This window comes from Streptomyces sp. NPDC048277, from assembly GCF_040652235.1.
In the GTDB taxonomy this organism is placed as follows: Bacteria; Actinomycetota; Actinomycetes; order Streptomycetales; family Streptomycetaceae; genus Streptomyces.
Genome location: NZ_JBEZLQ010000016.1, coordinates 220,388 through 242,799 on the forward strand (window position 1 = coordinate 220,388; position 22,412 = coordinate 242,799).

At 72.2% G+C, this 22,412-nt stretch carries 20 protein-coding genes; 6 read left to right on the plus strand and 14 right to left on the minus strand.

Translation table 11 applies throughout. The annotated features are described in order from the left end of the window. Window positions 1-32: 32 nt before the first annotated feature. Both AB0D85_RS31685 and AB0D85_RS31690 read left to right on the plus strand, forming a co-directional pair. Complete coding sequence (locus AB0D85_RS31685) at window positions 33-1,172, plus strand: oxygenase MpaB family protein (protein ID WP_362327880.1); 1,140 nt, start codon at window positions 33-35, stop codon at window positions 1,170-1,172. Between the two features lie 96 nt (window positions 1,173-1,268). Continuing rightward, window positions 1,269-2,051 carry a hypothetical protein gene (locus AB0D85_RS31690; protein ID WP_362327809.1) on the plus strand — a complete coding sequence of 261 codons (783 nt, stop codon included), beginning with the start codon at window positions 1,269-1,271 and terminating at the stop codon, window positions 2,049-2,051. A 9-nt stretch (window positions 2,052-2,060) separates the two neighbouring features. Here the strand turns inward: AB0D85_RS31690 and AB0D85_RS31695 are convergent, their stop codons facing one another. Together AB0D85_RS31695 and AB0D85_RS31700 are read right to left on the minus strand one after the other, a co-directional pair. Beyond that, window positions 2,061-3,338, minus strand: coding sequence for an AI-2E family transporter (locus AB0D85_RS31695; RefSeq protein ID WP_362327812.1), 1,278 nt, complete (start codon window positions 3,336-3,338; stop codon window positions 2,061-2,063). 60 nt (window positions 3,339-3,398) lie between these two features. Beyond that, window positions 3,399-3,593, minus strand: a complete 195-nt coding sequence (locus tag AB0D85_RS31700) for a DUF3046 domain-containing protein (RefSeq protein ID WP_355721338.1) — start codon at window positions 3,591-3,593, stop codon at window positions 3,399-3,401. A gap of 80 nt (window positions 3,594-3,673) precedes the next feature. Here AB0D85_RS31700 and AB0D85_RS31705 point away from each other — a divergent pair, with 80 nt between their 5' ends. Next, the gene (locus tag AB0D85_RS31705) at window positions 3,674-4,618 is read left to right on the plus strand and encodes a hypothetical protein (protein ID WP_362327815.1); all 945 of its coding nucleotides are present in this window, start codon (window positions 3,674-3,676) and stop codon (window positions 4,616-4,618) included. A gap of 8 nt (window positions 4,619-4,626) precedes the next feature. Here the strand turns inward: AB0D85_RS31705 and AB0D85_RS31710 are convergent, their stop codons facing one another. From AB0D85_RS31710 to AB0D85_RS31720, 3 genes are read right to left on the minus strand one after another with little or no spacing between them, the layout of a single operon-like run. Continuing rightward, window positions 4,627-4,935, minus strand: a complete 309-nt coding sequence (locus tag AB0D85_RS31710; protein WP_362327818.1) for an AzlD domain-containing protein — start codon at window positions 4,933-4,935, stop codon at window positions 4,627-4,629. After that, window positions 4,932-5,678 (minus strand): AzlC family ABC transporter permease, encoded by a 747-nt coding sequence (locus tag AB0D85_RS31715; RefSeq protein WP_362327821.1) that lies wholly within the window; start codon window positions 5,676-5,678, stop codon window positions 4,932-4,934. The genes AB0D85_RS31710 and AB0D85_RS31715 overlap by 4 nt, the downstream gene beginning before the upstream one ends. Window positions 5,679-5,688: 10 nt before the next feature. Then, the gene (locus AB0D85_RS31720; RefSeq protein ID WP_362327824.1) at window positions 5,689-6,567 is read right to left on the minus strand and encodes an AraC family transcriptional regulator; all 879 of its coding nucleotides are present in this window, start codon (window positions 6,565-6,567) and stop codon (window positions 5,689-5,691) included. 166 nt (window positions 6,568-6,733) lie between these two features. On the opposite strand from AB0D85_RS31720, the gene AB0D85_RS31725 reads away from it, so the two are divergent. From AB0D85_RS31725 to AB0D85_RS31735, 3 genes are all read left to right on the plus strand, one after another. Next, window positions 6,734-11,680, plus strand: a complete 4,947-nt coding sequence (locus AB0D85_RS31725; protein WP_362327827.1) for an ATP-dependent helicase — start codon at window positions 6,734-6,736, stop codon at window positions 11,678-11,680. An 81-nt stretch (window positions 11,681-11,761) separates the two neighbouring features. Beyond that, window positions 11,762-12,598, plus strand: a complete 837-nt coding sequence (locus AB0D85_RS31730) for a DNA-formamidopyrimidine glycosylase family protein (protein ID WP_362327829.1) — start codon at window positions 11,762-11,764, stop codon at window positions 12,596-12,598. A 32-nt stretch (window positions 12,599-12,630) separates the two neighbouring features. Next, entirely contained in the window at window positions 12,631-13,395 is a 765-nt protein-coding gene (locus AB0D85_RS31735; RefSeq protein WP_362327831.1) for an SDR family NAD(P)-dependent oxidoreductase, read from the plus strand. On the opposite strand, the gene AB0D85_RS31740 is transcribed toward AB0D85_RS31735, so the two are convergent. The 9 genes from AB0D85_RS31740 to AB0D85_RS31780 form a co-directional block, all read right to left on the minus strand. After that, on the minus strand, window positions 13,343-13,621 hold the full coding sequence (locus AB0D85_RS31740; protein ID WP_362327834.1) for a hypothetical protein: 279 nt from the start codon (window positions 13,619-13,621) through the stop codon (window positions 13,343-13,345). The two genes, AB0D85_RS31735 and AB0D85_RS31740, sit on opposite strands and share 53 nt — an antisense overlap. 101 nt (window positions 13,622-13,722) lie before the next feature. Next, window positions 13,723-14,193 carry a DNA starvation/stationary phase protection protein gene (locus AB0D85_RS31745; protein WP_362327837.1) on the minus strand — a complete coding sequence of 157 codons (471 nt, stop codon included), beginning with the start codon at window positions 14,191-14,193 and terminating at the stop codon, window positions 13,723-13,725. Window positions 14,194-14,381: 188 nt separating this feature from the next. Further along, window positions 14,382-14,756, minus strand: a complete 375-nt coding sequence (locus AB0D85_RS31750) for a helix-turn-helix transcriptional regulator (protein ID WP_089104432.1) — start codon at window positions 14,754-14,756, stop codon at window positions 14,382-14,384. 109 nt (window positions 14,757-14,865) lie between these two features. Then, window positions 14,866-15,411: a CinA family protein gene (locus tag AB0D85_RS31755; RefSeq protein ID WP_362327841.1), complete on the minus strand. Its 546-nt coding sequence runs from the start codon at window positions 15,409-15,411 to the stop codon at window positions 14,866-14,868. Further along, complete coding sequence (gene pgsA, locus AB0D85_RS31760) at window positions 15,408-16,154, minus strand: CDP-diacylglycerol--glycerol-3-phosphate 3-phosphatidyltransferase (RefSeq protein WP_362327844.1); 747 nt, start codon at window positions 16,152-16,154, stop codon at window positions 15,408-15,410. The genes AB0D85_RS31755 and pgsA overlap by 4 nt, the downstream gene beginning before the upstream one ends. Then, window positions 16,151-17,623, minus strand: a complete 1,473-nt coding sequence (rimO, locus tag AB0D85_RS31765) for a 30S ribosomal protein S12 methylthiotransferase RimO (protein WP_362327846.1) — start codon at window positions 17,621-17,623, stop codon at window positions 16,151-16,153. The genes pgsA and rimO overlap by 4 nt, the downstream gene beginning before the upstream one ends. 92 nt (window positions 17,624-17,715) lie before the next feature. Next, complete coding sequence (locus tag AB0D85_RS31770; RefSeq protein WP_362327848.1) at window positions 17,716-18,555, minus strand: helix-turn-helix domain-containing protein; 840 nt, start codon at window positions 18,553-18,555, stop codon at window positions 17,716-17,718. A 277-nt stretch (window positions 18,556-18,832) separates the two neighbouring features. Next, the gene (locus AB0D85_RS31775) at window positions 18,833-21,580 is read right to left on the minus strand and encodes a DNA translocase FtsK (protein WP_362327850.1); all 2,748 of its coding nucleotides are present in this window, start codon (window positions 21,578-21,580) and stop codon (window positions 18,833-18,835) included. A gap of 124 nt (window positions 21,581-21,704) precedes the next feature. Continuing rightward, window positions 21,705-22,385, minus strand: a complete 681-nt coding sequence (locus AB0D85_RS31780) for a response regulator (protein WP_362327853.1) — start codon at window positions 22,383-22,385, stop codon at window positions 21,705-21,707. Window positions 22,386-22,412 lie beyond the last annotated feature (27 nt).

Sequence of the window (22,412 nt, forward strand, 5' to 3'; positions counted from 1 at the left end):
GCCCTGCCGTGACCACCCACACCGAGGCCTCGATGGCCCCCCTGCGGCACGCCGGTGACGAACTCGCCGACGCCACGGTCGCCGCGCTCTTCGAGCGTGGGGAGGTGGGCACGTTCAACACCCTGATGCGCTACGTCTCCGCCGCCGGCGCTCCCCTGCCGGACGGGCTGCCCGATGTCGCGCGGGAGTACCTGGAGGCCACCCGGGTCCCGCCGTCCTGGGTGGACTGGGGCGAGATGGAGAAGGCCCGGCTGTTCTTCATCGACAACAACGTGCACATCTCGACCGCGCTGTCCTTCGCCTCCATGCCCGCCTGTTACGTCGTCCCGCGCGTGGCGAAGCTGCTGTCGGCCACCCACGGGCTGCGGTACCCGTCCAAGCGCATGGCGGAGACCGGCCAGTTCACCGTCCATCTGATGCAGCCCGACGCCTTCGAGGCCGGCAGCCGTTTCATCCCCGCTGCCCAGAAGGTGCGGCTGCTGCACGCCTCCATCCGGCACCACCTCATGCGCGAGAACCGCTGGGACACCGAGGCGCTCGGCACCCCGATCTGCCAGGAGGACATGATCGGCGGGCAGATGTTCTTCTCGCTGCTGGTCCTCGACAGCCTGCACCGGCTGGGCATCCATCTGTCCACGGAGGGCGCGGAGGCGTACTACTACGCGTGGCGGGTGGTGGGCGCCATGCTCGGCGTCGACCAGGAGGCCGTCCCGAAGACCCTCGACGAGGCGCGCGCCTTCCTCGACCTGTACATGGTCCGGTACATGGGCCCCTCGGAGGAGGGCGCGGTCCTGACCCGGCAGCTCATCGACCTCTACGAGGAGGTCGTCCCCGGCACCTTCTTCGATCCGGTCGTCTCGGCCCTCATCCGCTACCTGGTCGGCGACACCTGCGCCGACTGGCTGGAGGTGCCGCGCACCCCGTGGGACACCGTCGTCAAGGCCGTACCGCACCTCCTCGGCGTCCTGGAGACCATCGAGGACCGCTCCCCGCTGGGCGCCTGGGCCCTGGACCGCCTCGGCCACCTCACCACCGTGCTCGAACTGTCCTCGCTCACCCGCGGCCGTGTGATGCACTACGCCATCCCCGAACACCTCAAGAAGGACTACGGCGTCCCGGGCACCGTGCCCCGCACCCGGCGGTGGACCCCGCCGGCCGCCACGGTCTCCTGATCGTCCTCCCTACTCCTCAGGGCGTACGGCGGGTGTCTTCGGCCGGACGACGACCGCGCGGGCGGCGCCCGGAAGGCTGGGCGCATGCTCTCGCCCGTGCGGACTCCGCCCCTGAAACCGCTGTCGAACCCCCTGACCGGGGCCCGTCCCGTCGAGCGTCTCTGTCATACGACCGGTGTGCTCCTCGTCCTCTCCGGCCTGGCGCATCTGGTGGTGTTCGCGGTGGACGGCGGCCCCTGGTACGGCCCGGTCTCCTGGCGCAAGCCCGTCACGTTCGGGCTCTCCTTCGGGCTGACGCTGATCGCGGTCACCTGGGTCACGTCGTATCTGAGGATCGGGGAGCGGCTGCGGACCGTACTGCTCCTTGTGTTCGCCGCCGACTGTGTGGTGGAGGTGGGCGGGATCACGCTGCAGGCGTGGCGGCGGGTCCCCTCGCACCTCGACATGGAGACACCGTTCGACACGGCGGTGTCCATGTCGCTGGCGGTGGGCGGCGGGGTCCTCGTGGTGTTGCTCACCGTCTTCGCGGTGGCGTCCTTCCGGCGGCGGCCGGCCGGTCCCGTGGGCATGGCCCTCGCGGTGCGCTCCGGGTTCGCGATCCTGCTGGTGGCACTGGCCTCGGGGGCCGCGATGATCGCGCGCGGGGTGGTGCTCGTCCGGACCGGGCACCAGGAGGCGGCGTACGCCTCGACGGCCCCGCTCAAGCCGCTGCACGGGGTCAGCCTGCACGCGGTGCTGGTTCTGCCGGCGCTCGCCTGGCTGCTGTCCCGCACCTCCTGGCGCGAACAGGTCCGGTGGCGGGCCGTCGCCGCGGCGGTGGGCTGCTACGCGGCCGCGGTCGCCGCGGCCGGGGTGTGGGCGGTGATCGGCTACCGATGACGGCGGCCCTCAGGCAGAGCCCTCCTCCGGCTCCTCGGACTCCTCGGCCGGCCGCTGCCATATCAGCCGTCGCGCGCGGCTGAGCAGTCCGGGGGCGTCCGTGCCTCGGCGGCGGTGCCCGTGCACCCGGGGGTCGTCCGTGACGTCGTACCGCTTCACATAGGCGCCCAGGAACGCCTGGAGCGTGGCGACCGCCGGGATGGCGATCAGCGCGCCGACCGCGCCGAGGAGCGCGGTGCCCGCGATGACCGAGCCGAAGGCGACCGCCGGGTGGATGTCGACGGACTTGGAGGTCAGCTTGGGCTGGAGCATGTAGTTCTCGAACTGCTGGTAGATCACGACGAACACCAGCACCCACACCGCGTACAGGGGGTCGACGGTGAACGCGATCAGCATCGGCAGCGCGCCCGCGAGATAGGTGCCGATGGTGGGGATGAACTGCGAGACCAGGCCCACCCAGACGCCGAGCACGGGTGCGTAGGGCACGCCCAGGGCCGCCAGCAGGACGTAGTGGGCGATGCCGGAGATCAGCGCCATCACACCGCGCGAGTAGAGATAGCCGCCGGTCTTGTCGACAGCTATCTCCCAGGCGCGCAGCACCTCGGCCTGGCGGGAGGGCGGCAGCACCGAGCACAGGGTGCGGCGCAGCCGGGGGCCGTCGGCGGCGAAGTAGAAGGCGAACAGCCCGATCGTCAGCAGCTGGAACAGCCCGCCGAGCACCTGCCCGGACACGTCGAGCACGCCTGCCGCGCTGTTCTGCGCGTACTTGCGCAGCCAGTCGGAGTGCAGCAGCCCCTCCTGGACGTCGACCCGTCTCAGGTGGCTGTGGAAGGTCTCGTTGATCCAGTTGATGACCGAGTCCAGGTAGTCCGGGAAGCCCTCGACCATCTTGATGATCTGTCCGGCCAGCATCGAGCCGAGCAGGGTGACGAAGCCCGCGACGGCGATCGCCAGGCCGAGGAAGACCAGGAAGGTCGCGAAGCCGCGGCGCATGCCGCGAGAGGCCATCCAGCTCACCGCGGGCTCGATGGCGAGCGCCAGGAAGAACGCGATGAGGATGTTGATCAGCAGGCCGGTCAGCTGGTGGAAGGCCCAGCTGCCCAGCTGGAAGGCGGCGACGAGGGCGAGCGCCAGCACCATGGCGCGCGGCAGCCAGCGCGGCATGCGGGCACCCGGCACCGCGGCGCCGGCGGCCGGGGATCCGGCGCGCGGCACCGTGTCGACCTGGGAAGTGTCGACCGGGGCTGTGTTCCGGGCGGTCCGCCCGTCCTCGTCAGTGCGTGCCACGGTGCAAGTCTCGCCCACGCCACTGACAACGCGTGTCCCGTATCCGATCTTCGTACACGGTCAGCGTCTCTCCCCCGGAACGTTCATGACCGTGCAGACCACCCGCCACACGTCCTTGGCCTCCCAGCCGGAGTCCAGCGCCTCGTGCACCGTCAGCCCGCCGAGCTCCGTCATCACATGATCGCGCGCGAAGGTGTCGGCGTACCCGGAACCGAAGTGTTCCGCCATCCGCTGCCAGAAGACCGTCAACCGCATGAAACCAGTATCCCGCCCCTGAGAGTGGGCCCTGCCCGGGACCGCTTTCCGAGACCGCTTTCCGCCCTACGGTCTGACGCATGGCCGAAACCGGAGCTTCCCCACTCCCCCCTACGCCCCCGGCGCACTCCCCGCTGTTCCGCGCCGAGCAGTTCATGTGGCTCACCGCGCGCGTGCTGGAGCAACGTCTCTTCTCGTACCACTTCCTGAACGGCGACCCCGATCCGGTGGAGACCGCGCTGGACGCCTACCGCAACCAGGACGGCGGCTACGGTCACGCGCTGGAACCCGATCTGCGCGGTCCCGTCAGCCAGCCGCTGCACACGGGCCACGCGCTGCGCGTCCTGGACGCCATCGGGCGCTGCGGCGGGCAGCGGGTGGAGCGCGTGTGCCGCTATCTGACGTCCGTCTCCACACTGGACGGCGCGCTGCCCGCGGTCCACCCGAGTCAGCGCGGCTACCCGGCGGCGCCGTTCGTGCCGATCGTCGACGACCCTCCCAGCGAGCTCCTCGCCACCGGTCCGGTGGTGGGCCTGCTGCACCGCAACGAGGTGTGGCACGCCTGGCTGTTCCGGGCGACCGACTTCTGCTGGGAGGCCGTGGAGTCCCTGGAGAAGTCGCACCCCTACGAGATCGAGGCCGCGGTCGCCTTCCTGGACGCCACACCCGACCGCCCGCGCGCGGAGGCGGCCGCCGACCGGCTGGGCCGCCTGGTGCGCGAGCACCGACTGACCGCGCTGGACCCGGCAGCCCTCGACGCGTACCCGGTGGCGCCGGGCTACGCCCCGGGCGAGCACCACTTCCCGCACGACTTCGCGAAGTCGCCGCAGTCGCTCGCGCGCGCGTGGTTCACCGACGAGGAGATGGAGCGCTCGCTGGACTTCCTCGGCGCGGAGCAGGCGGACGACGGCGGCTGGCCGATCCGGTGGCGGCAGTGGGCGCCGACGATCGCCCTGGAGGCCCGCCCCGTGGTGACGATCGAGGCCCTGCGCATCCTGAAGGCGTACGGCCGCTTCGTGGGGTGACGGAGATCTCAGCCGGTGACGGCGCGCAGCACCGCCGTGACCACCACGGCGACGCCGACCACGACCAGGAAGGGCGCGCGCAGCACCAGCGCCACGGCCGCCGCCCCGAGCCCCGCGGCCCGGGCGTCGAGCACGAGCGCGTGCCCGTGGGCGAACGTCTGCTGGGCGGTGAGGGCGGCGAGCAGCGCCACCGGCAGCAGGGCGGCCAGCCGCCGCACCGCCGGCCGCTCCAGGACGCCCGCGGGCACGAGCAGTCCGGCGAGCTTGACGGCGTAGCAGCCGAGGGCGGTCGCGCCGACGGCGATCCAGGTGTTCAACGGGCTTCCTCGGATGTGTTGTCACGGGTACGGCCGGACCTGCGGCCGGAGACGAACAGGGCGGCCGGCGCCGCCAGCGCGGCCACCAGGACCGGCACCCCGGCGGGCAGCACAGGGAGCAGACCGAGCCCCAGCAGCACCGCGAGGGCGGCGACCGCGCGCTCCGTCGTTCCCTTGAGCATGGGGGCGAGCAGCGCCAGGAAGACGGCGGGTCCGGCCGCGTCCAGGCCCCAGGCGTCGGTGTCCCCGATGGCCTTGGCGCCGAGCGCGCCGAGCAGGGTGGTGAGGTTCCACAGCAGGTACAGGGTGAGACCGGTGACGGTGAAGCCGATGCGGGCGGCGCGCCGTGTCGGCTGCGCCAGCGTCACCGCCGTGGTCTCGTCGATCACCCACTGGGCGGCGAACGGCCGCACCGCGCGCGGGAGGGCCAGCACCTGTGAGAGCCGCAGCCCGTAGAACGCGTTGCGCACCCCCAGGAAGAAGGCGCCGGCCGCCGCGGTGAGCGGGTTGCCGCCCGCCGCGAGCGCGCCCACCAGGGCGAACTGGGAGGCGCCGGTGAACACCAGGAGGCTGAGCGCGCAGGTCTGGAGCAGGCCGAGCCCGCTGCCTGCCGAGGTCACCCCGAAGGCGAACCCGGACAGTCCTACGGCGACCCCGACCCCGAGGGCGTCCCGGACGACGGCGGAGTCCGGCTTCGGCCCGCCTTCGCCGTGGATGTCTGCGAGTGCTGTCTGTTGTGCCACCCCCAGGACGCTACGGGCGGCCGTCCCGCACGTCTTGTACGTTCTTGCGCTCGCGCGGGTGTGCCCCAGGACTGCGCTCACGCTGGTACGCCCCCGGCGGCACGCCGACGATGCGGGCGAAGTGCCGGTTGAGATGCGGCTGGTCGGTGAAGCCGACCGCGGCGGCCGCATCGGCGGGTGAGGTGCCCGCGTCCAGCAGCAGCCGGGCGCGCCGCACCCGGGCGTCGGTCAGCCAGGTGTGCGGCGGCATGCCGTAGGCGTCGCGGAACGCCCGCAGCAGTGCGAAGGGGCTGGTGCCCAGGTCGTCGGCGAGCCGTTGCAGGGTCGGCGGCTCGGCCATCCGTTCCTCCAGCACGGCACGCGCGTGTGCGGCGAGCCGGGCGCCTGCGGTGCGGGTCTGGCGCTGCGGCAGCGGGCCGCCGTTCAGCCGCAGCAGCCGGGTCACCGCGACCCGCAGCAGGGTGTCGGCGGCGAGCGCGTTGCCCTCGTCGGCGGCGCGCAGCACGCGGTGCACGAGGGCGACGGAGTACGGGTCGTCGAGCACCGGGCTGACGAAGCCGGGGGTGCCGCGGATCCCGGTGGTCTCGGCGGCGATCCCGGCCACGAGGTCCGGGGCCGGGTAGACCGCCCCGTACCGCCAGCCCTCGGGGACCCCGGCGCGCCCGGTGTGCGGGGTGTCCGGGTTGACCAGCGCGAGCGCCCCCGCTCCCGCGGACACGTCGGAGCCCCGATGGTGGAAGACCTCGACACCGTCCGTGATGGCCGCGATCACGAAGTTCTCGTGGGTGTGCCGGACGAACGTCTTCCGGACATACCGGGCACGCAGCAGATCGACGCCGGGCAACGCCTCGTACCGCCAGTGCCGCGCCCGCTCGTCCGATCCCGCCATACACCCATTGTCGGCCGAACCCGCCCCATCCCCGCCCCTGGCCCACCCCACCCCGTCCTTGCGCGCCGACGCCTGTCCGCGTCGCCGAGTCGTACCCTCTTGCTCCCCTGTGTCCCTGTTTTCGCAGGTCAGCTCGATTGTCAGTGGCCGGGTGCAGGATTGACCCATGGCGAAATCCGCTCACCGGGCCCTCGACGGCTTCTCCCCCGCGACCCGCGGCTGGTTCACGGGGGCGTTTTCCGCGCCCACCGCGGCCCAGGCCGGCGCGTGGCAGGCCATCGGCGCGGGCTCGGACGTGCTGGTGGTCGCCCCGACCGGCTCCGGCAAGACCCTGGCCGCCTTCCTCGCCGCCCTGGACCAACTCGCCTCCACCCCGCCCCCGGCCGACCCGAGGAAACGCTGCCGGGTGCTGTACGTGTCTCCGCTGAAGGCCCTCGCGGTCGACGTCGAGCGGAACCTGCGCAGTCCGCTGACCGGCATCCGCCAGGAGTCCGTGCGCCTCGGCCTGCCCGAGCCGGAGGTGAAGGTCGGCATCCGCTCCGGCGACACCCCGGCCGCCGAGCGCCGCGCCCTGTCCACCCGCCCGCCGGACATCCTGATCACCACCCCGGAGTCCCTGTTCCTGATGCTGACGTCGGCCACGCGCGACGCGCTGACCGGCATCGAGACGGTGATCCTGGACGAGGTGCACGCGGTCGCCGGCACCAAGCGCGGCGCGCATCTCGCGCTCTCCCTGGAGCGGCTGGACGAGCTGCTGCCCAGGCCGGCCCGCCGTATCGGCCTGTCGGCGACCGTCCGCCCGGTCGACGAGGTGGCCTGCTATCTCTCGCCGCACCGCAAGGTGGAGATCGTCCAGCCCAGGTCCGGCAAGGAGTTCGACCTCTCCGTGGTCGTGCCGGTGGAGGACATGGGAGAGCTGGGCGGATCCCCGGCCACGGATGCCAAGGAGGGCGGCGACCGGCCGTCGATCTGGCCGCATGTGGAGGAGCGGATCGCCGACCTGGTGCAGGCCCACCGTTCGACGATCGTGTTCGCCAACTCGCGGCGGCTGGCGGAGCGGCTGTGCAACCGGCTCAACGAGATCGCCTACGAGCGCGTGACCGGCGAGCCGCTGGAGGAGCACCACTCCCCGGCCGAGCTGATGGGCGGCTCGGGCGCGGCCCAGGGCGCCCCGCCGGTCATCGCCCGTGCGCACCACGGTTCGGTCTCCAAGGAGCAGCGCGCCCTGGTCGAGGAGGACCTGAAGGCCGGCCGGCTGCCCGCCGTGGTGGCCACCTCCAGCCTCGAACTGGGCATCGACATGGGCGCGGTGGACCTGGTCGTCCAGGTAGAGTCCCCGCCCTCGGTGGCCTCGGGGCTCCAGCGCGTGGGCCGCGCGGGACACCAGGTCGGCGCGGTCTCCACCGGCGTGGTCTTCCCCAAGTACCGGGGTGACCTGGTGCAGGCGGCCGTGGTCACCGAGCGGATGCGCACCGGCTCGATCGAGTCCCTGAGGGTCCCGGCCAACCCGCTGGACGTGCTCGCCCAGCAGCTGGTCGCGATGGTCTCGCTGGACACCTGGCAGGTCGACGACCTGCTCGCCACGGTCCGCCGCGCGGCGCCCTTCGCCTCGCTCCCGGAGTCGGCGTTCACGGCGGTCCTGGACATGCTCGCAGGCCGCTATCCGTCGGACGCGTTCGCGGAGCTGCGCCCGCGCGTGGTCTGGGACCGGGTCGCCGGGACGGTCACCGGCCGCCCTGGGGCCCAGCGCCTCGCCGTCACCTCCGGCGGCACCATCCCCGACCGCGGCCTCTTCGGCGTCTTCCTCGCGGGCGCCGACCCCAAGAAGGGCGGCGGCCGGGTCGGCGAGCTGGACGAGGAGATGGTGTACGAGTCCCGGGTGGGCGATGTCTTCACCCTGGGCACCAGTTCCTGGCGCATCGAGGACATCACGCGCGACCGCGTCCTGGTCTCCCCCGCCCCCGGTGTGCCGGGCCGGCTGCCCTTCTGGAAGGGCGACCAGCTGGGCCGCCCGCTCGAACTGGGCCGCGCGGTCGGCGCGTTCCTGCGCGAGGTCGGCTCGCTCCCCAAGGACGACGCGCGCCTGCGCCTGCTGGCGGCGGGCCTGGACGCGTGGGCGGTGGACAACGTGCTGTCGTACCTGGACGAACAGCGCGAGGCCTGCGGCCACATCCCGGACGACCGGACGATCGTCGTGGAGCGCTTCCGCGACGAACTGGGCGACTGGCGGGTCGTCGTCCACTCCCCCTTCGGCGCCCAGGTCCACGCCCCCTGGGCGCTCGCCCTCGGCGCCCGGCTGTCCGAGCGGTACGGCATGGACGCGCAGGTCATGCACGCCGACGACGGCATCGTGCTGCGGCTGCCGGACGCCGATGTGATGGGCCTCGACCTGCTCGACCAGGCCCCCATGAAGGCGGGTACCGAATACGACGCGGAGCAGGCGCCGGTCGGCGCGGCGGACGTCGCCTTCGACAAGGGCGAGGTCGACCAGATCGTCACCGACCAGGTCGGCGGCTCGGCGCTGTTCGCCTCCCGGTTCCGCGAGTGCGCGGCCCGCGCGCTGCTGCTGCCGCGCCGCAACCCCGGCAAGCGCACCCCGCTGTGGCAGCAGCGCCAGCGCGCCGCCCAACTGCTCCAGGTGGCGAGCGAGTTCGGGTCCTTCCCGATCGTCCTGGAGGCCGTCCGCGAGTGCCTCCAGGACGTCTTCGACGTGCCCGGGCTCGTCGAGCTGATGGGCGACCTGGAGTCCCGCAAGGTGCGCCTGGTCGAGGTCACCACCCCCGAGCCGTCCCCCTTCGCCCGCTCCCTCCTCTTCGGGTACGTCGCCCAGTTCCTGTACGAGGGCGACTCCCCGCTCGCCGAGCGCCGCGCGGCCGCACTCTCCCTGGACTCCCGGCTGCTGGCCGAGCTGCTGGGCCAGGCGGAGCTGCGCGAACTGCTCGACGCGGAGGTGCTGACCGAGCTGGAGCGCGAGCTCCAGTGGCTCACCGAGGACCGCCGGATCAAGGACCCCGAAGGCGTCGCCGACGTACTGCGGCTGCTCGGACCGCTCACGGACGCCGAGCTGGCCGAGCGGGGCGCCGAGCCGCAATGGGCGAAGGAGCTCGCCGGCGCCCGCCGGGCCATCAGGGTCCGGATCGCCGGTGCCGGCCACTGGGCGGCGATCGAGGACGCGGGCCGGCTTCGTGACGCCCTCGGCACGGCCCTGCCGGTCGGAGTCCCCGAGGCCTTCACCGAGCCCGTGAAGGACCCGCTCGGCGACCTCCTCGCCCGGTACGGGCGCACCCACGGCCCGTTCACGTCGACCACCGCGGCCACCCGCTTCGGCCTCGGGGTGGCGGTCACGGAGGGCGCGTTGCAGCGGCTGGCCGCGAGCGGCCGGGTGGTGCAGGGCGAGTTCCATCCGGCGGGCATCGGCCAGGAGTGGTGCGACGCGGCCGTGCTGCGCAGGCTGCGCCGCCGTTCCCTGGCCGCGCTCCGGCACGAGCTGGAGCCGGTGGCCCCGGCCGCGCTCGCGCAGTTCCTGCCGCAGTGGCAGCACATCGGCAAGGGGCACGGGCTGCGCGGTGTCGACGGACTGGTGCGCGCCGTCGAGCAGTTGCAGGGCGCGTCGGTACCGGCGTCGGCCCTGGAGAAGCTGGTCCTGCCGTCCCGCGTGGCCGACTACACGCCCTCGATGCTCGACGAACTCACCGCCGCCGGAGAGATCGTGTGGGCCGGGGCGGGCGCCCTGCCCGGCAAGGACGGCTGGGTCTCCCTGTATCTGGCGGACGCGGCCCCCGTGCTCCTCCCGCCACCGCACCCCCTGGAGCTGACCGCTCTCCACCAGTCGGTGCTGGACGCCCTCTCCGGCGGCTACGGCCTGTTCTTCCGGCAGATCGCCGACCAGGTCCGCGCCACCACCCACCCGGACGCCACCGACCCCCAACTGGCCGACGCCGTCTGGGACCTGGCCTGGTCGGGACGGCTCACCAACGACACGCTGGCCCCGATGCGCTCCCTGCTGGGCTCGGGCCGTACGGCAGGATCCACGGCCCACCGCGCCAGGCGCACGGTCCCGCGCGGCCGCTACGGCTCCCTGACGGCCGCCGCTCGCACCGCCTCCCGCACCGGCCCGCCGACCGTCGCCGGCCGCTGGTCCCTGCTCCCGCAGCGCGAGCCGGACACCACCGTGCGCGCCCACGCCCTGGCCCGCACCCTCCTCGACCGGCACGGCGTGGTGACCAGGGGCGCGGTCGCGGCGGAGGGCGTCGAGGGCGGCTTCTCGGCGGTGTACCGGATCCTGTCGGCGTTCGAGGAGAGCGGCCAGGCGCGCCGGGGTTACGTCGTCGAGGGCCTCGGCGCTGCACAGTTCGCGATGGACGGCGCGGTCGACCGGCTGCGCGCGGTGTCCAACGCCCGCGAACGCGGCGAGGGCCTGCCGGGCAGCGGCTTCGCGGGCACCGGCGCACCCGCGTTCGGACCCGCAACGGGATCGATCCCGGACCCCTTCGACGGCCCGGCACCCCTGGGCCCCTTCGACACGGCCGGCTTCCCCGACCTCGACGGCGACTTCACCTGGCCCCCCGAGCCCCGCACCGCGCCCGGCGACTACATCTCCCCCAAGGACCTCGCCCCCACCGACCCCTTCACCGCCCCGGGCTACGGCGGCCCGCGAGGCGGCAGCCCCGCGCCCCCCCACACCTACGGCAACCACCACGCCCGCACCCCCGCCGCCCCCGACCCCAGAGCCGTGGTCCTCGCCGCCGCCGACCCCGCGAACGCCTACGGGGCGGCCCTCCCCTGGCCCGAGCCGCCGACCGGTGCCGGGCACAAGCCGGGCCGCAAGGCGGGCTCGCTGGTCGTCCTGGTGGACGGCGAGCTGGCCCTCTACATGGAGCGCGGCGGCAAGACCCTGCTGGCCTGGCCCTCCGCCCCGGACACGGACGCCGGCGACGACCCCCGCCTCCGTACGGCCGCCGAGGCCCTCGCGGCCGCCGCCCGCGCGGGCACCCTCGGCACGGTGACGGTGGAGCGCGTCAACGGCGCCACGGCCCTGACCTCGCCCCTGGGCACCCTCCTGGAAGGAGCGGGCTTCATCGCCACCCCGCGCGGCCTGCGCCTGAGAGCGTGAACCGCCATGCGAACCGGGCGGCCTGAGCGCCCCATGGCCCACCCCGTCTCACCTCTCCCGTGCCCGTGCCACCCTTGAGCCATGCCCGAAGGTGACACGGTCTGGCAGGCCGCGAGGCGGCTGCACGACGCGCTCGCCGGCAAGGTGCTGACCCGCAGCGACTTCCGGGTGCCCCAGTACGCCACGGCCGACCTGACCGGCCGTACCGTCCTCGGCACCACCCCGCGCGGCAAACACCTGCTCACCCGCTTCGAGGGCGGCCTGACCCTGCACACGCACCTGCGGATGGAGGGCGCGTGGAAGGTCTACGGCAGCGGCGAGCGCTGGAAGGGCGGCCCCGCCCACCAGATCAGGGTGATCCTCGGCACCGCCGACCGCACGGCCGTCGGCTATCGCCTCCAGGTGCTGGAGTTCCTGCGCACCGGCGAAGAGGAACGCGCGGTCGGCCATCTCGGCCCCGACCTGCTGGGCCCCGACTGGAACCCCGAGCGCGCCCTGGCCCATCTGCTCGCCGACCCCGTGCGCCCGCTCGGCGAGGCCCTCCTCGACCAGCGCAACCTCGCCGGGATCGGCAACATCTACAAGAGCGAACTCTGCTTCCTGATCGGCGCGACCCCCTGGCTCCCGATCGGCGCGCTCCCCGCCGAGCGTGCCGCGAAGCTCCCGCACCTCGCCAAGCGCCTGCTGGAGGCCAACCGCGACCGCCCGGTCCGCCGGACCACGGGCCTGCGCAACCAGGACCTGTTCGTCTACGGCCGCGCACCGCGCCCCTGTCTGCGCTGCCACACCCCGATCCGTGTCGCCGACCAGGGCGACGGCTCCCGCGAGCGCCCCACCTACTGGTGCCCCGTCTGCCAGACCGGCCCGGCACCGGCACCGGGCTCGCCTCCGGCCCGGAGAACGCGCACGACCAATTGACGACCCGTCAGAAACGCTCGTACCGTCCCTTCATGCCCCTCAAGGCGTACGACCTCACCGGCCGCACCGCATTCGTCACCGGCGCCGCCAGCGGCATCGGCCGGGCCTCCGCCGTCCTGCTCGCCGAGGCGGGCGCGACCGTGCACTGTGCCGACCGGGACGCGGAAGGCCTGCACGGGACAGCCACGCTGATCAAGGACCAGGGCGGCACCGCCCACACGCACACCCTCGACGTCACCGACCGGGCGCAGCTCGGGCAGGCCGTCCAGTCCTGCGGACGGCTGGACGTCATGGCGGCGATCGCCGGGATCATGCACCGCAGCCCGGTCCTCGAGACCCGGGACGAGGATCTCGACCGGGTGCTGAGCGTCAACTTCAAGGGCGTTCTGCACGCCTGCCAGGAGGCGGCGCGGCTGATGCTGGCCCGGCGGACCGGGGGCAGCATCATCACCATGGCGTCCGGAGCGATCGACACCGGCGGCCCCGGACTGCTCTGCTACGGCGCGGCCAAGGCGGCCGTGGTCCAGCTGACCAAGACGCTCGCGGGCGAGGTCGGCGGGCAGGGCATCCGTGTCAACGCGGTCGCCCCGGGCTGGACCCGCACGCCCATGACCGACCGGCACGACAGCGAGGAACAGCGGCAGACGGAGGCGTGGATGGCCCGGATGTCACCCCTGGGCCGGGTCGGCGAGGCGGAGGACGTCGCGCATGCCGTGCTGTATCTGGCGTCCGACGCCTCCTCGTTCACGACGGGCCAGATCCTGCGCCCGAACGGAGGGGTGGCGATGCCTTGGTAGCCCCCTGGGCCCGCCAGGCGGTCCGCCACCGCCCGGGGCCCAGGGCGCCCGCCGCCCGGGTCCTGGGCACGCAGTTCACCGGCAGCAGGCTCAGTCCCCATCCCCCGGCGGCCACGGTCCCCTCCAGCGCCCCGGCGCCGTCGACGAACGCGATCCGCAGCACGGCCCACCACCAGACCGCCGCGAACCCCAGGGCAACCCCCCAGCGCACTATCCGCCCCACCATGGCCGCCACCTCCAGCCGGACGCTAGAACGCCGCCCGGCCCACCGGGGAGGCGCACCGAGGGCTCACCGATGCAACAGCCGCAGGTCGACGCCGGCCACTGCTACGCGTTCTCCGCCTGGAACATCCAGTGATGCTTCTCCAGGTCCGCCGTGATCCCGATGAAGATGTCCTGGGAGACCGGATCGGCCTCGGCGGTCGATGCCACCCGTTCACGCATACGGGTGATCGCCGCGCCCAGCGCGGTCGCCAGGGCCGCCACCGCGTCCGCGTCCTTGACCCAGCCGCCGGCCGCCTCGCCGATGCCGCTGCCGGCGGCCACCGTGGTGGCACGCCCGTCCGGTGAGACACCCAGCGCCGAGGCCCGTTCCGCGACCGTGTCGGAGTGCGCCCGCGCCGTGTCCACGACCTCGTCGAGCTGGAGGTGGACGGACCGGAAGCGGGGGCCGACCACGTTCCAGTGGATCTGCTTGGCGACCAGCGCCAGGTCCACCAGATCGACGAGGGCGCCCTGCAGCGCCTCGGCCACGGTCTTCAGGTCCGCGTCGGACAACGGGCTCTTCACGACGTACATGCGCTCTCTCCGGTGGTCGGTCGGCCCCCTGTCACGTCCCTCCCACCATGACCGCACCACCGGACCCCGGCAAATGGACGCACGTTCCCGCCGGACACACGAAGGCCCCGGCCGCACCCCCCAGGTGTCCCTGGAGGAGCCCCGGCCGGGGCCTCGCACACTTCTGTCGGTCTACGTCCGCGCCGACGTCACGCGGCGACCACGTCCACCGCTTCGGCGGGTGCCTTGATGGTCACCCGTTCCGGTGGCACTCCGGTCACCGAAACGGTGCCCAGCATCGGACGAACCGGCGTGGGCACGGGCTCGGTGGCCCGGGCGGACTGGGCCAGCTCGGCGAGGGCGAGCTCGTCGCTCACTTCCCGCATGAGCTCGGACATCCGTACGTCCAGCGCGTCGCAGATGGCGGCGAGCAGTTCGGAGGAAGCCTCCTTCTGCCCCCGCTCCACCTCGGAGAGATAGCCGAGTGAGACTCGGGCGGACGAGGAGACTTCGCGCAGAGTACGGCCCTGGCGCTGGCGCTGCCGACGCAGCACGTCACCAAGCAGGCGACGGAGCAGAATCATCGGTGGCTCCCTCCTCGGACCGCGTAGCCGCATCCTTCACGCCCCACCGTACCGCCTTGCGCCGCGGCCGTGCGGGGAGCGATGTCGTGTTCACTCAGGGCTGCAAACATCAAAACCCCCCGTTCTGTTCCGTATCCTGTGTCCGCTCATTCCCGGTCTGTTCGCTCGCAAGCTCCGTCAGGAGCAGTGCGAGTACGCTCCGTACACTCTCTCTACGAATTTCCGCGCGGTTGCCGTTCAACCGCAGGGCCTCCACTTTTCCGCCAGCGGCAGAACCGGAACCAGGGCCGAACGGCCCGTCCACGGCCACGAAAACGGTCCCGACCGGCTGGCCGTCCTGCGGATCCGGGCCGGCGACTCCGGTGGTCGCGAGGCCCCAGTCGGCGCCCAGCGCCTTCCGCACTCCGGCCGCCATCTGGGCCGCGACCTGCGGATCCACCGCTCCGCGCTGCTCCAGCAGGGTGGCGTCGACGGCCAGCAGGTCGTGCTTCAGTTCGGTGGCGTAGGCGGTGACCGAGCCCCGGAACACCTTGGAGGCCCCCGGGACCGTGGTGATCTCCGCCGCGACCAGGCCGCCGGTCAGCGACTCGGCGACAGCGAGGGTCTGGCCCCTCACCGTCAGTAGTCGCACCAGTTCGGCGGCCGTGGAATTCACGCTTCCGTCTCCTCCAACGCTGCTGCGCGCTCGGCGATTCCCTGCCTGCGCAGCACAATGGCTTGTCTCACATAGTCGAGGCCGGTGGCGACGGTCAGGACGACCGCCACGGCCATCACCCAGAACCTCAGGGTCGCCAGCCACCCCGTCAGTGCCAGCACGTACATCCCCACGGCAATGCCCTGGGTGAGGGTCTTGAGCTTGCCGCCGCGGCTGGCCGGGATCACGCCGTAGCGGATGACCACGAAACGCATGAGCGTGATGCCGAGTTCCCGGGCGAGGATCACGATCGTCACCCACCAGGGCAGATCGCCCAGCGCGGACAGACAGATCAGCGCCGCCCCCATGATCGCCTTGTCGGCGATGGGGTCGGCGATCTTCCCGAAGTCGGTGACGAGGTTGTAGGTGCGCGCCAGATGCCCGTCGAACAGGTCGGTGATCATGGCGATGGCGAAGGCCGCCCAGGCGAGCGAGCGCCACGCCGGGTCGTATCCGCCGCCGGCGAGCATCAGGGCGACGAAGCCGGGCACCAGGACCAGCCGGAGCATGGTCAGCAGATTGGCGACGTTCCACAGGCTCGCCTGGTTGACGGCGGCTGCGGCGATCTTCCCGCCGCGCGGCGGCCTCTCCTCGTTCTGCGGACCGGCCTGGGAATCACGCTGCGGACCGGAGGTGGCGGCGGAGCCCGGGGCGCCGTGCGCGCCGGAGGTGCCGCCCGCGGCGGACGCCGGGACTCCGGTCATCTGCCGGCCTCCTCACTCCATACGGGCGAGCCCTGCAGCGGCTCGGCCACCAGGTCGACACCTTCCGTACCGACCACCTTCGCCTCGACGATACGGCCGACGGCCAGACCTTCGCCGCTCGTGAGCAGGACCTGTCCGTCCGTCTCGGGCGCCTGGTGGGCCGCTCGGCCGTAGACGCCGTCCTCGTCGTCGACGGACTCCACGAGGACGTGCACGGTCTCGCCGACGCGCTCCTCGGCCCGCTGCGAGACGAGTTCCTCGGCGAGCTGGGAGATGTGCGCGAGCCGCTCGGCGACGACGTCCTCGTCGAGCTTGTTCTCGTACGTCGCCGCCTCGGTGCCCTCCTCGTCGGAGTAGCCGAAGACACCGATGGCGTCCAGCCTGGCGCCGTTCAGGAAGCGCTCCAGTTCGGCCAGGTCGGACTCGGACTCGCCGGGGAAGCCGACGATGAAGTTGGAGCGGACGCCGGCCTGCGGGGCCTTGCTCCGGATGGTGTCGAGCAGCTCCAGGAAGCGGTCGGTGTCGCCGAAGCGGCGCATGGCCCGCAGCACGCCCGGGGCGGAGTGCTGGAAGGAGAGGTCGAAGTACGGGACGACCTTCGGCGTGGAGGTCAGCACGTCGATCAGGCCGGGGCGCATCTCGGCGGGCTGGAGGTAGCTCACCCGCACCCGCTCGATGCCGTCCACCTCGGCGAGCTCGGGCAGCAGGGACTCCAGGAGGCGGATGTCGCCCAGGTCCTTGCCGTAGGAGGTGTTGTTCTCGGAGACCAGCATGATCTCCTTCACACCCTGCTCGCCCAGCCAGCGGGTCTCGTTCAGCACGTCGCTCGGGCGGCGGGAGATGAAGGAGCCGCGGAAGGACGGGATGGCGCAGAAGGAGCAGCGGCGGTCGCAGCCCGAGGCGAGCTTGACCGAGGCGACCGGGGAGCCGTCCAGGCGGCGGCGCAGGGGCGCACGCGGGCCGGAGGCGGGCGCGACGCCCTCGGGGAGGTCGGACGGGCCGTGGCCCGGCAGGGCCACCGTCGCGGCCGAGTCCTGGCGCTCGGCCGGACTGATGGGCAGCAGCTTGCGGCGGTCGCGCGGGGTGTGCGAGGCGTGGATGCCCCCGTTGAGGATGGTCTGCAGCCGGTCGGAGATGTCGGAGTAGTCGTCGAAGCCGAGCACGCCGTCGGCCTCGGGCAGCGCCTCGGCGAGCTCCTTGCCGTACCGCTCGGCCATGCAGCCCACCGCCACGACGGCCTGGGTTCTGCCATGCCCCTTGAGGTCATTGGCCTCCAGGAGGGCATCGACGGAGTCCTTCTTGGCGGCCTCGACGAAACCACAGGTGTTGACGACGGCGACATCGGCGTCCGATGCGTCCTCGACGAGCTGCCAGCCGTCCGCCTCCAAACGGCCTGCGAGCTCCTCCGAGTCCACCTCGTTACGGGCGCAGCCGAGAGTGACTAGTGCGACGGTACGGCGTTCAGGCATGGGCTCAAGACTACTTTGTCTCACTGACAGCCCACGTCGAAGGGGCTGGCCGATCATGGCCAACCCCTTGTGTACGTGCTCAATCGGAACGCTTATCCGACTTCCGGGTCGCCCTTGGTGTACGTCAGGCGCTCCACGGCACCGGGCTGGAACTGGTCCTCGATCTTCTTGCCGTTGACGTAGAGCTGGATGGCTCCGGCGTCGCCGAGGATCAGGTTGATCTTGGAGCTGTCCTGGAAGGTCTTGGAGTCGCCCTTCTTCAGGAGCCCGTCGAAGAGCATCCGGCCGTTGTGGTCCTTGGCCGAGATCCAGCTGCGCCCGTTGACCGCGCTGACCTGGACGGTGACCTTGTCCTGGGGCGCGGCGGCGATCGCGCTGTCGGAGGGCTCGGGGGTCTTGTCGGGCTTGCTTTCCTTCGGGGTCGGCGAGGCCGACTTGCCGGTCGTCGGGGCGGCGCCGCCCTCGGCGACCGACTGCTTGCCGTCGTCGCCGCCCTTGAGGGCGGTGAAGCCGACGAAGCCGACCACGACGACGATCGCGGCGACCATGGCCGCCGTCCAGTTGGGTCCGCGCCGCTCGGGGCGGATACGTTCCGCCTCGAACAGCGGTGCGGCGGGCGTCGGCGCGGGCCGCCCACCACCGTGCTCGGCCGCGAACTGCGCGAGCAGCGGCTCGGGGTCGAGGCCGACGGCCCTGGCCAGGGTCCGGATGTGCCCCCGGGCGTAGACGTCGCCGCCGCAGGGGGCGAAGTCGTCGGCCTCGATGGCGTGCACGATGCCGATACGTACCCGGGTGCTCCCGCTGATGTCGTCGACGGTCAGCCCGGCGGCGATGCGGGCCTGCTTGAGGGCTCGGCCTACGGAGGGGCGGTTTTCCTCGGACTCGTCTTGGAACGGACGCTCGTCTTCAGGGGAGTTGCTGCCGATGGACACGGGGGCGCCTTTCGAGCGTGTAGCCACCTGTGCTGGAGGTTCAGTCTAGGGGGGGTGCAAAAGAGTGGGGCAACCGGATGGTACGACTTTGTACGCCATCGATATGGTCGGACATTCCGATGACGGGTCAGGTGTGCGCCCCAGGGTGGGGTACACACCTTTCCTTTCGCTCAACTTGACGTGCGGCAAAGGGAAACGGTTGCCCGACGGTCGCTAACGGGTGGATCACGACAATGCCTCCACCCGGCCTACAGGCGCCCCTGCCCCTGGGACGGACCTACCCCTCGGACTCTCCGCGGATCACGGCGAGCACGCCGTCCAGCTCATCGGGTTTCACCAGAACATCACGCGCCTTGGAGCCCTCGCTCGGGCCGACGACCCCACGGGACTCCATGAGGTCCATGAGCCGGCCGGCCTTGGCGAAGCCCACGCGCAGCTTGCGCTGGAGCATCGACGTGGAGCCGAACTGGGTGGAGACGACCAGCTCGGCCGCCTGGCACAGCAGGTCGAGGTCGTCGCCGATGTCCTCGTCGATCTCCTTCTTCTGCTTGGTGCCCACGACGACGTCGTCCCGGAAGACCGGTGTCATCTGGTCCTTGCAGTGCTGGACGACGACGGCGATCTCTTCCTCGGTGATGAACGCGCCCTGCAGACGGGTCGGCTTGTTCGCCCCCATCGGCAGGAAGAGCCCGTCGCCCTTGCCGATGAGTTTCTCGGCGCCGGGCTGGTCGAGGATGACGCGGCTGTCGGCGAGCGAGGAGGTGGCGAAGGCGAGCCGGGAGGGCACGTTCGCCTTGATGAGGCCGGTGACGACGTCGACCGACGGGCGCTGGGTGGCGAGCACCAGGTGGATGCCGGCCGCGCGCGCGAGCTGCGTGATGCGCACGATGGCGTCCTCGACGTCGCGCGGGGCGACCATCATCAGGTCGGCGAGCTCGTCGACGATCACCAGCAGGTACGGGTACGGCTGCAGCTCCCGCTCGCTGCCCGCGGGCAGCTTGACCTTGCCCTCGCGGATCGCCTTGTTGAAGTCGTCGATGTGCCGGAACCCGAACGCGGCCAGGTCGTCGTAGCGCAGGTCCATCTCGCGGACGACCCACTGGAGCGCCTCGGCGGCCCGCTTCGGGTTGGTGATGATCGGGGTGATCAGGTGCGGGATGCCCTCGTAGGCGGTCAGCTCGACGCGCTTGGGGTCGACGAGGACCATCCGCACGTCCTCGGGGGTCGCCCGCATCATGACCGAGGTGATCAGGCAGTTGATGCAGGACGACTTTCCGGAGCCGGTGGCGCCCGCGACGAGCATGTGCGGCATCTTCGCCAGCGAGTGCATGACGTAGCCGCCCTCGACGTCCTTGCCGAACGCGACCAGCATGGGGTCGTCGTCCTCGGCGGACTCGGCGAGCCGCAGCACGTCACCGAGGTTGACCATCTCCCGGTCGGTGTTGGGGATCTCGATGCCGACCGCGGACTTGCCGGGGATCGGGCTGATGATCCGCACGTCCGGGCTGGCGACGGCGTACGCGATGTTCTTGGTGAGCGCGGTGATCCGCTCGACCTTGACGGCGGGGCCGAGCTGGACCTCGTACCGGGTCACCGTCGGACCGCGCGTGAAGCCGGTGACGTCGGCGTCCACCTTGAACTCGGTGAAGACGTTGCGCAGGGAGTCCACGATGGCGTCGTTGGCCGCGCTGCGGGCCTTGCCGGGGCCGCCGCGGGTGAGGAGGTCGAGCGACGGCAGGGAGTAGGTGATGTCCCCGGACAGCTGGAGCTGTTCGGCGCGCGGCGGCAGGTCGCGCATCGCGTCGGGGGCCGCCTTGGTGAGGTCGGGGACCTCGACGTTGAGCTTCTCCTGCTTGAGCTTCTCCTGCTTGGGGCGCGCGGCCGGGACCGGGCTCGGGGCCGGCACGGGCGTGGGCGTGGTGTCCTCGCGGTCGCCGACGCTGACGCCCTGGGTGAGGTCGGCGACGAGCGGCGAGGGCGGCATGCCGTGCAGGACGGCGCCGTCGAGCGCGGCCGCGGCGGCCGCGGCGACGTCCACGGCGTCCATCTGACGGCCCATCTCGGGCTGCGGCACGGCGGAGCGCCTGGGCCGGCCACGGCGCTTGGCGAGGGCCTCCTGCTCGGCGCCGTCGGGGTCGTAGTCCTGGGGGGCGCTCGAACGCCTGCGGGGGCGCGCGGGCAGCGCCTCACGCCACTGGTCGTCGTAGCGCTCGTCGTCCTCGGTGTACTCGCCGTACTCCTCCGGTTCGGGGTCGTGCAGCACCCCGAGGCGCACGCCGAGCGCGCGCAGCCGCTGCGGGATGGCGTTCACCGGGGTCGCGGTGACGACGAGCAGCCCGAAGATCGTGAGCAGCGCCAGCAGCGGTACGGCGAGGACCTCGGTCATGGTGTAGGTCAGCGGGGTCGCCGCCGCCCAGCCGATGAGCCCGCCGGCATCCCTTATGCCCTGCATGCCGTCGCTGCGGGCGGGCGAGCCGCAGGCGATGTGGACCTGGCCGAGCACACCGATGATCAGCGCGGACAGCCCGATCACGATCCGGCCGTTGGCCTCCGGCTGCTCGGGGTGGCGCATGAACCGTACGGCGATGACCACGAGCAGTATCGGCACCAGCAGGTCGAGACGGCCGAAGGCGCCGGTGACGAGGATCTCCACCAGGTCGCCGACCGGGCCACGCAGATCCGCCCAGGTACCGGCGGCGACGATCAGGGAGATGCCGAGCAGGAGCAGCGCGATGCCGTCCTTGCGGTGGGCCGGGTCCAGGTTCTTGGCTCCCTGTCCTATCCCGCGGAAGACGGCGCCGACGGCGTGCGCGAGGCCCAGCCAGAGGGCGCGCACCAGACGGTAGACGCCCCCGGTGGGGCTGGGCGCCGGCTTGGGCGCCGGCGCGGACTTCTTGGCCGCGGTCCTCTTGGCAGGCGCCTTCTTGGCCGGGGCTTTCTTCGCGACGGCCTTCTTCGCCGGAGCCTTCGAGGGAGCGGCCTTCTTCGCGGGCTGCTTCTTGGCTGCCGAGGAACGTGAGGCCATGGGTGTGAGATTACCGGGGGATGCGACAGGGGACACGTGTGCCCGCTGCTTCACCCGTTCGTGTCGCCCTTGCAAGGGCGCGGAACTGACGCGCTCTCATGGGCACCGATGGCCGCCGTCTCGGTCAGTTCTGCGACGGGAGCGGTGTGCTGCCGCTGCCCGTACCCGGTTCGAGGGCGTCCAGCGCCCGGCGCAGGCCGGTCAGTTTCCGCTCCAGATGGGCCGCCGTGGCCACCGCCGCCGCGTCCGCGGACTCGTCGTCCAGCTGCTTGGACAGCGCCTCGGCCTGCTCCTCGACGGCCGCGAGCCGCGCGGACAGCTCGGCGAGCAGCCCCGCGGACTCCTTGCCGGCCACCGCGCTCTTGCCGCCGCCCTCCAACTGGAGCCGCAGCAGCGCCGCCTGCTCACGGAGCTGGCAGTTCTTCATGTACAGCTCGACGAACACCGAGACCTTGGCGCGCAGCACCCACGGGTCGAACGGCTTGGAGATGTAGTCGACCGCGCCCGCCGCGTAGCCCCGGAACGTGTGGTGCGGGCCGTGGTTGATGGCGGTGAGGAAGATGATCGGGATGTCCCGGGTCCGCTCCCGCCGCTTGATGTGCGCCGCGGTTTCGAATCCGTCCATGCCCGGCATCTGGACGTCCAGCAGAATGACCGCGAAGTCGTCCGTGAGCAGTGCCTTGAGCGCTTCCTCCCCGGACGATGCCCGTACCAGTGTCTGATCGAGCGCAGAGAGGATGGCCTCCAGCGCCAGCAGATTCTCCGGCCGGTCATCGACCAGGAGGATCTTGGCCTTCTGCACCATGGCCCGCCCTCCTCGCCCCGGCGGTAC

Excerpts from the sequence above, each read along its gene's own strand:
- AB0D85_RS31735 (WP_362327831.1), top strand. The coding sequence starts at position 12,631 with ATGCCCCTCAAGGCGTACGACCTCACCGGCCGCACCGCATTCGTCACC.
- AB0D85_RS31685 (WP_362327880.1), top strand. The coding sequence starts at position 33 with ATGGCCCCCCTGCGGCACGCCGGTGACGAACTCGCCGACGCCACGGTC.
- rimO (WP_362327846.1), bottom strand. The coding sequence starts at position 17,623 with ATGCCTGAACGCCGTACCGTCGCACTAGTCACTCTCGGCTGCGCCCGT.
- AB0D85_RS31775 (WP_362327850.1), bottom strand. The coding sequence starts at position 21,580 with ATGGCCTCACGTTCCTCGGCAGCCAAGAAGCAGCCCGCGAAGAAGGCC.
- pgsA (WP_362327844.1), bottom strand. The coding sequence starts at position 16,154 with ATGACCGGAGTCCCGGCGTCCGCCGCGGGCGGCACCTCCGGCGCGCAC.
- AB0D85_RS31720 (WP_362327824.1), bottom strand. The coding sequence starts at position 6,567 with ATGGCGGGATCGGACGAGCGGGCGCGGCACTGGCGGTACGAGGCGTTG.
- AB0D85_RS31780 (WP_362327853.1), bottom strand. The coding sequence starts at position 22,385 with ATGGTGCAGAAGGCCAAGATCCTCCTGGTCGATGACCGGCCGGAGAAT.
- AB0D85_RS31725 (WP_362327827.1), top strand. The coding sequence starts at position 6,734 with ATGGCGAAATCCGCTCACCGGGCCCTCGACGGCTTCTCCCCCGCGACC.
- AB0D85_RS31750 (WP_089104432.1), bottom strand. The coding sequence starts at position 14,756 with ATGATTCTGCTCCGTCGCCTGCTTGGTGACGTGCTGCGTCGGCAGCGC.
- AB0D85_RS31705 (WP_362327815.1), top strand. The coding sequence starts at position 3,674 with ATGGCCGAAACCGGAGCTTCCCCACTCCCCCCTACGCCCCCGGCGCAC.
- AB0D85_RS31700 (WP_355721338.1), bottom strand. The coding sequence starts at position 3,593 with ATGCGGTTGACGGTCTTCTGGCAGCGGATGGCGGAACACTTCGGTTCC.
- AB0D85_RS31730 (WP_362327829.1), top strand. The coding sequence starts at position 11,762 with ATGCCCGAAGGTGACACGGTCTGGCAGGCCGCGAGGCGGCTGCACGAC.
- AB0D85_RS31745 (WP_362327837.1), bottom strand. The coding sequence starts at position 14,193 with ATGTACGTCGTGAAGAGCCCGTTGTCCGACGCGGACCTGAAGACCGTG.
- AB0D85_RS31740 (WP_362327834.1), bottom strand. The coding sequence starts at position 13,621 with ATGGTGGGGCGGATAGTGCGCTGGGGGGTTGCCCTGGGGTTCGCGGCG.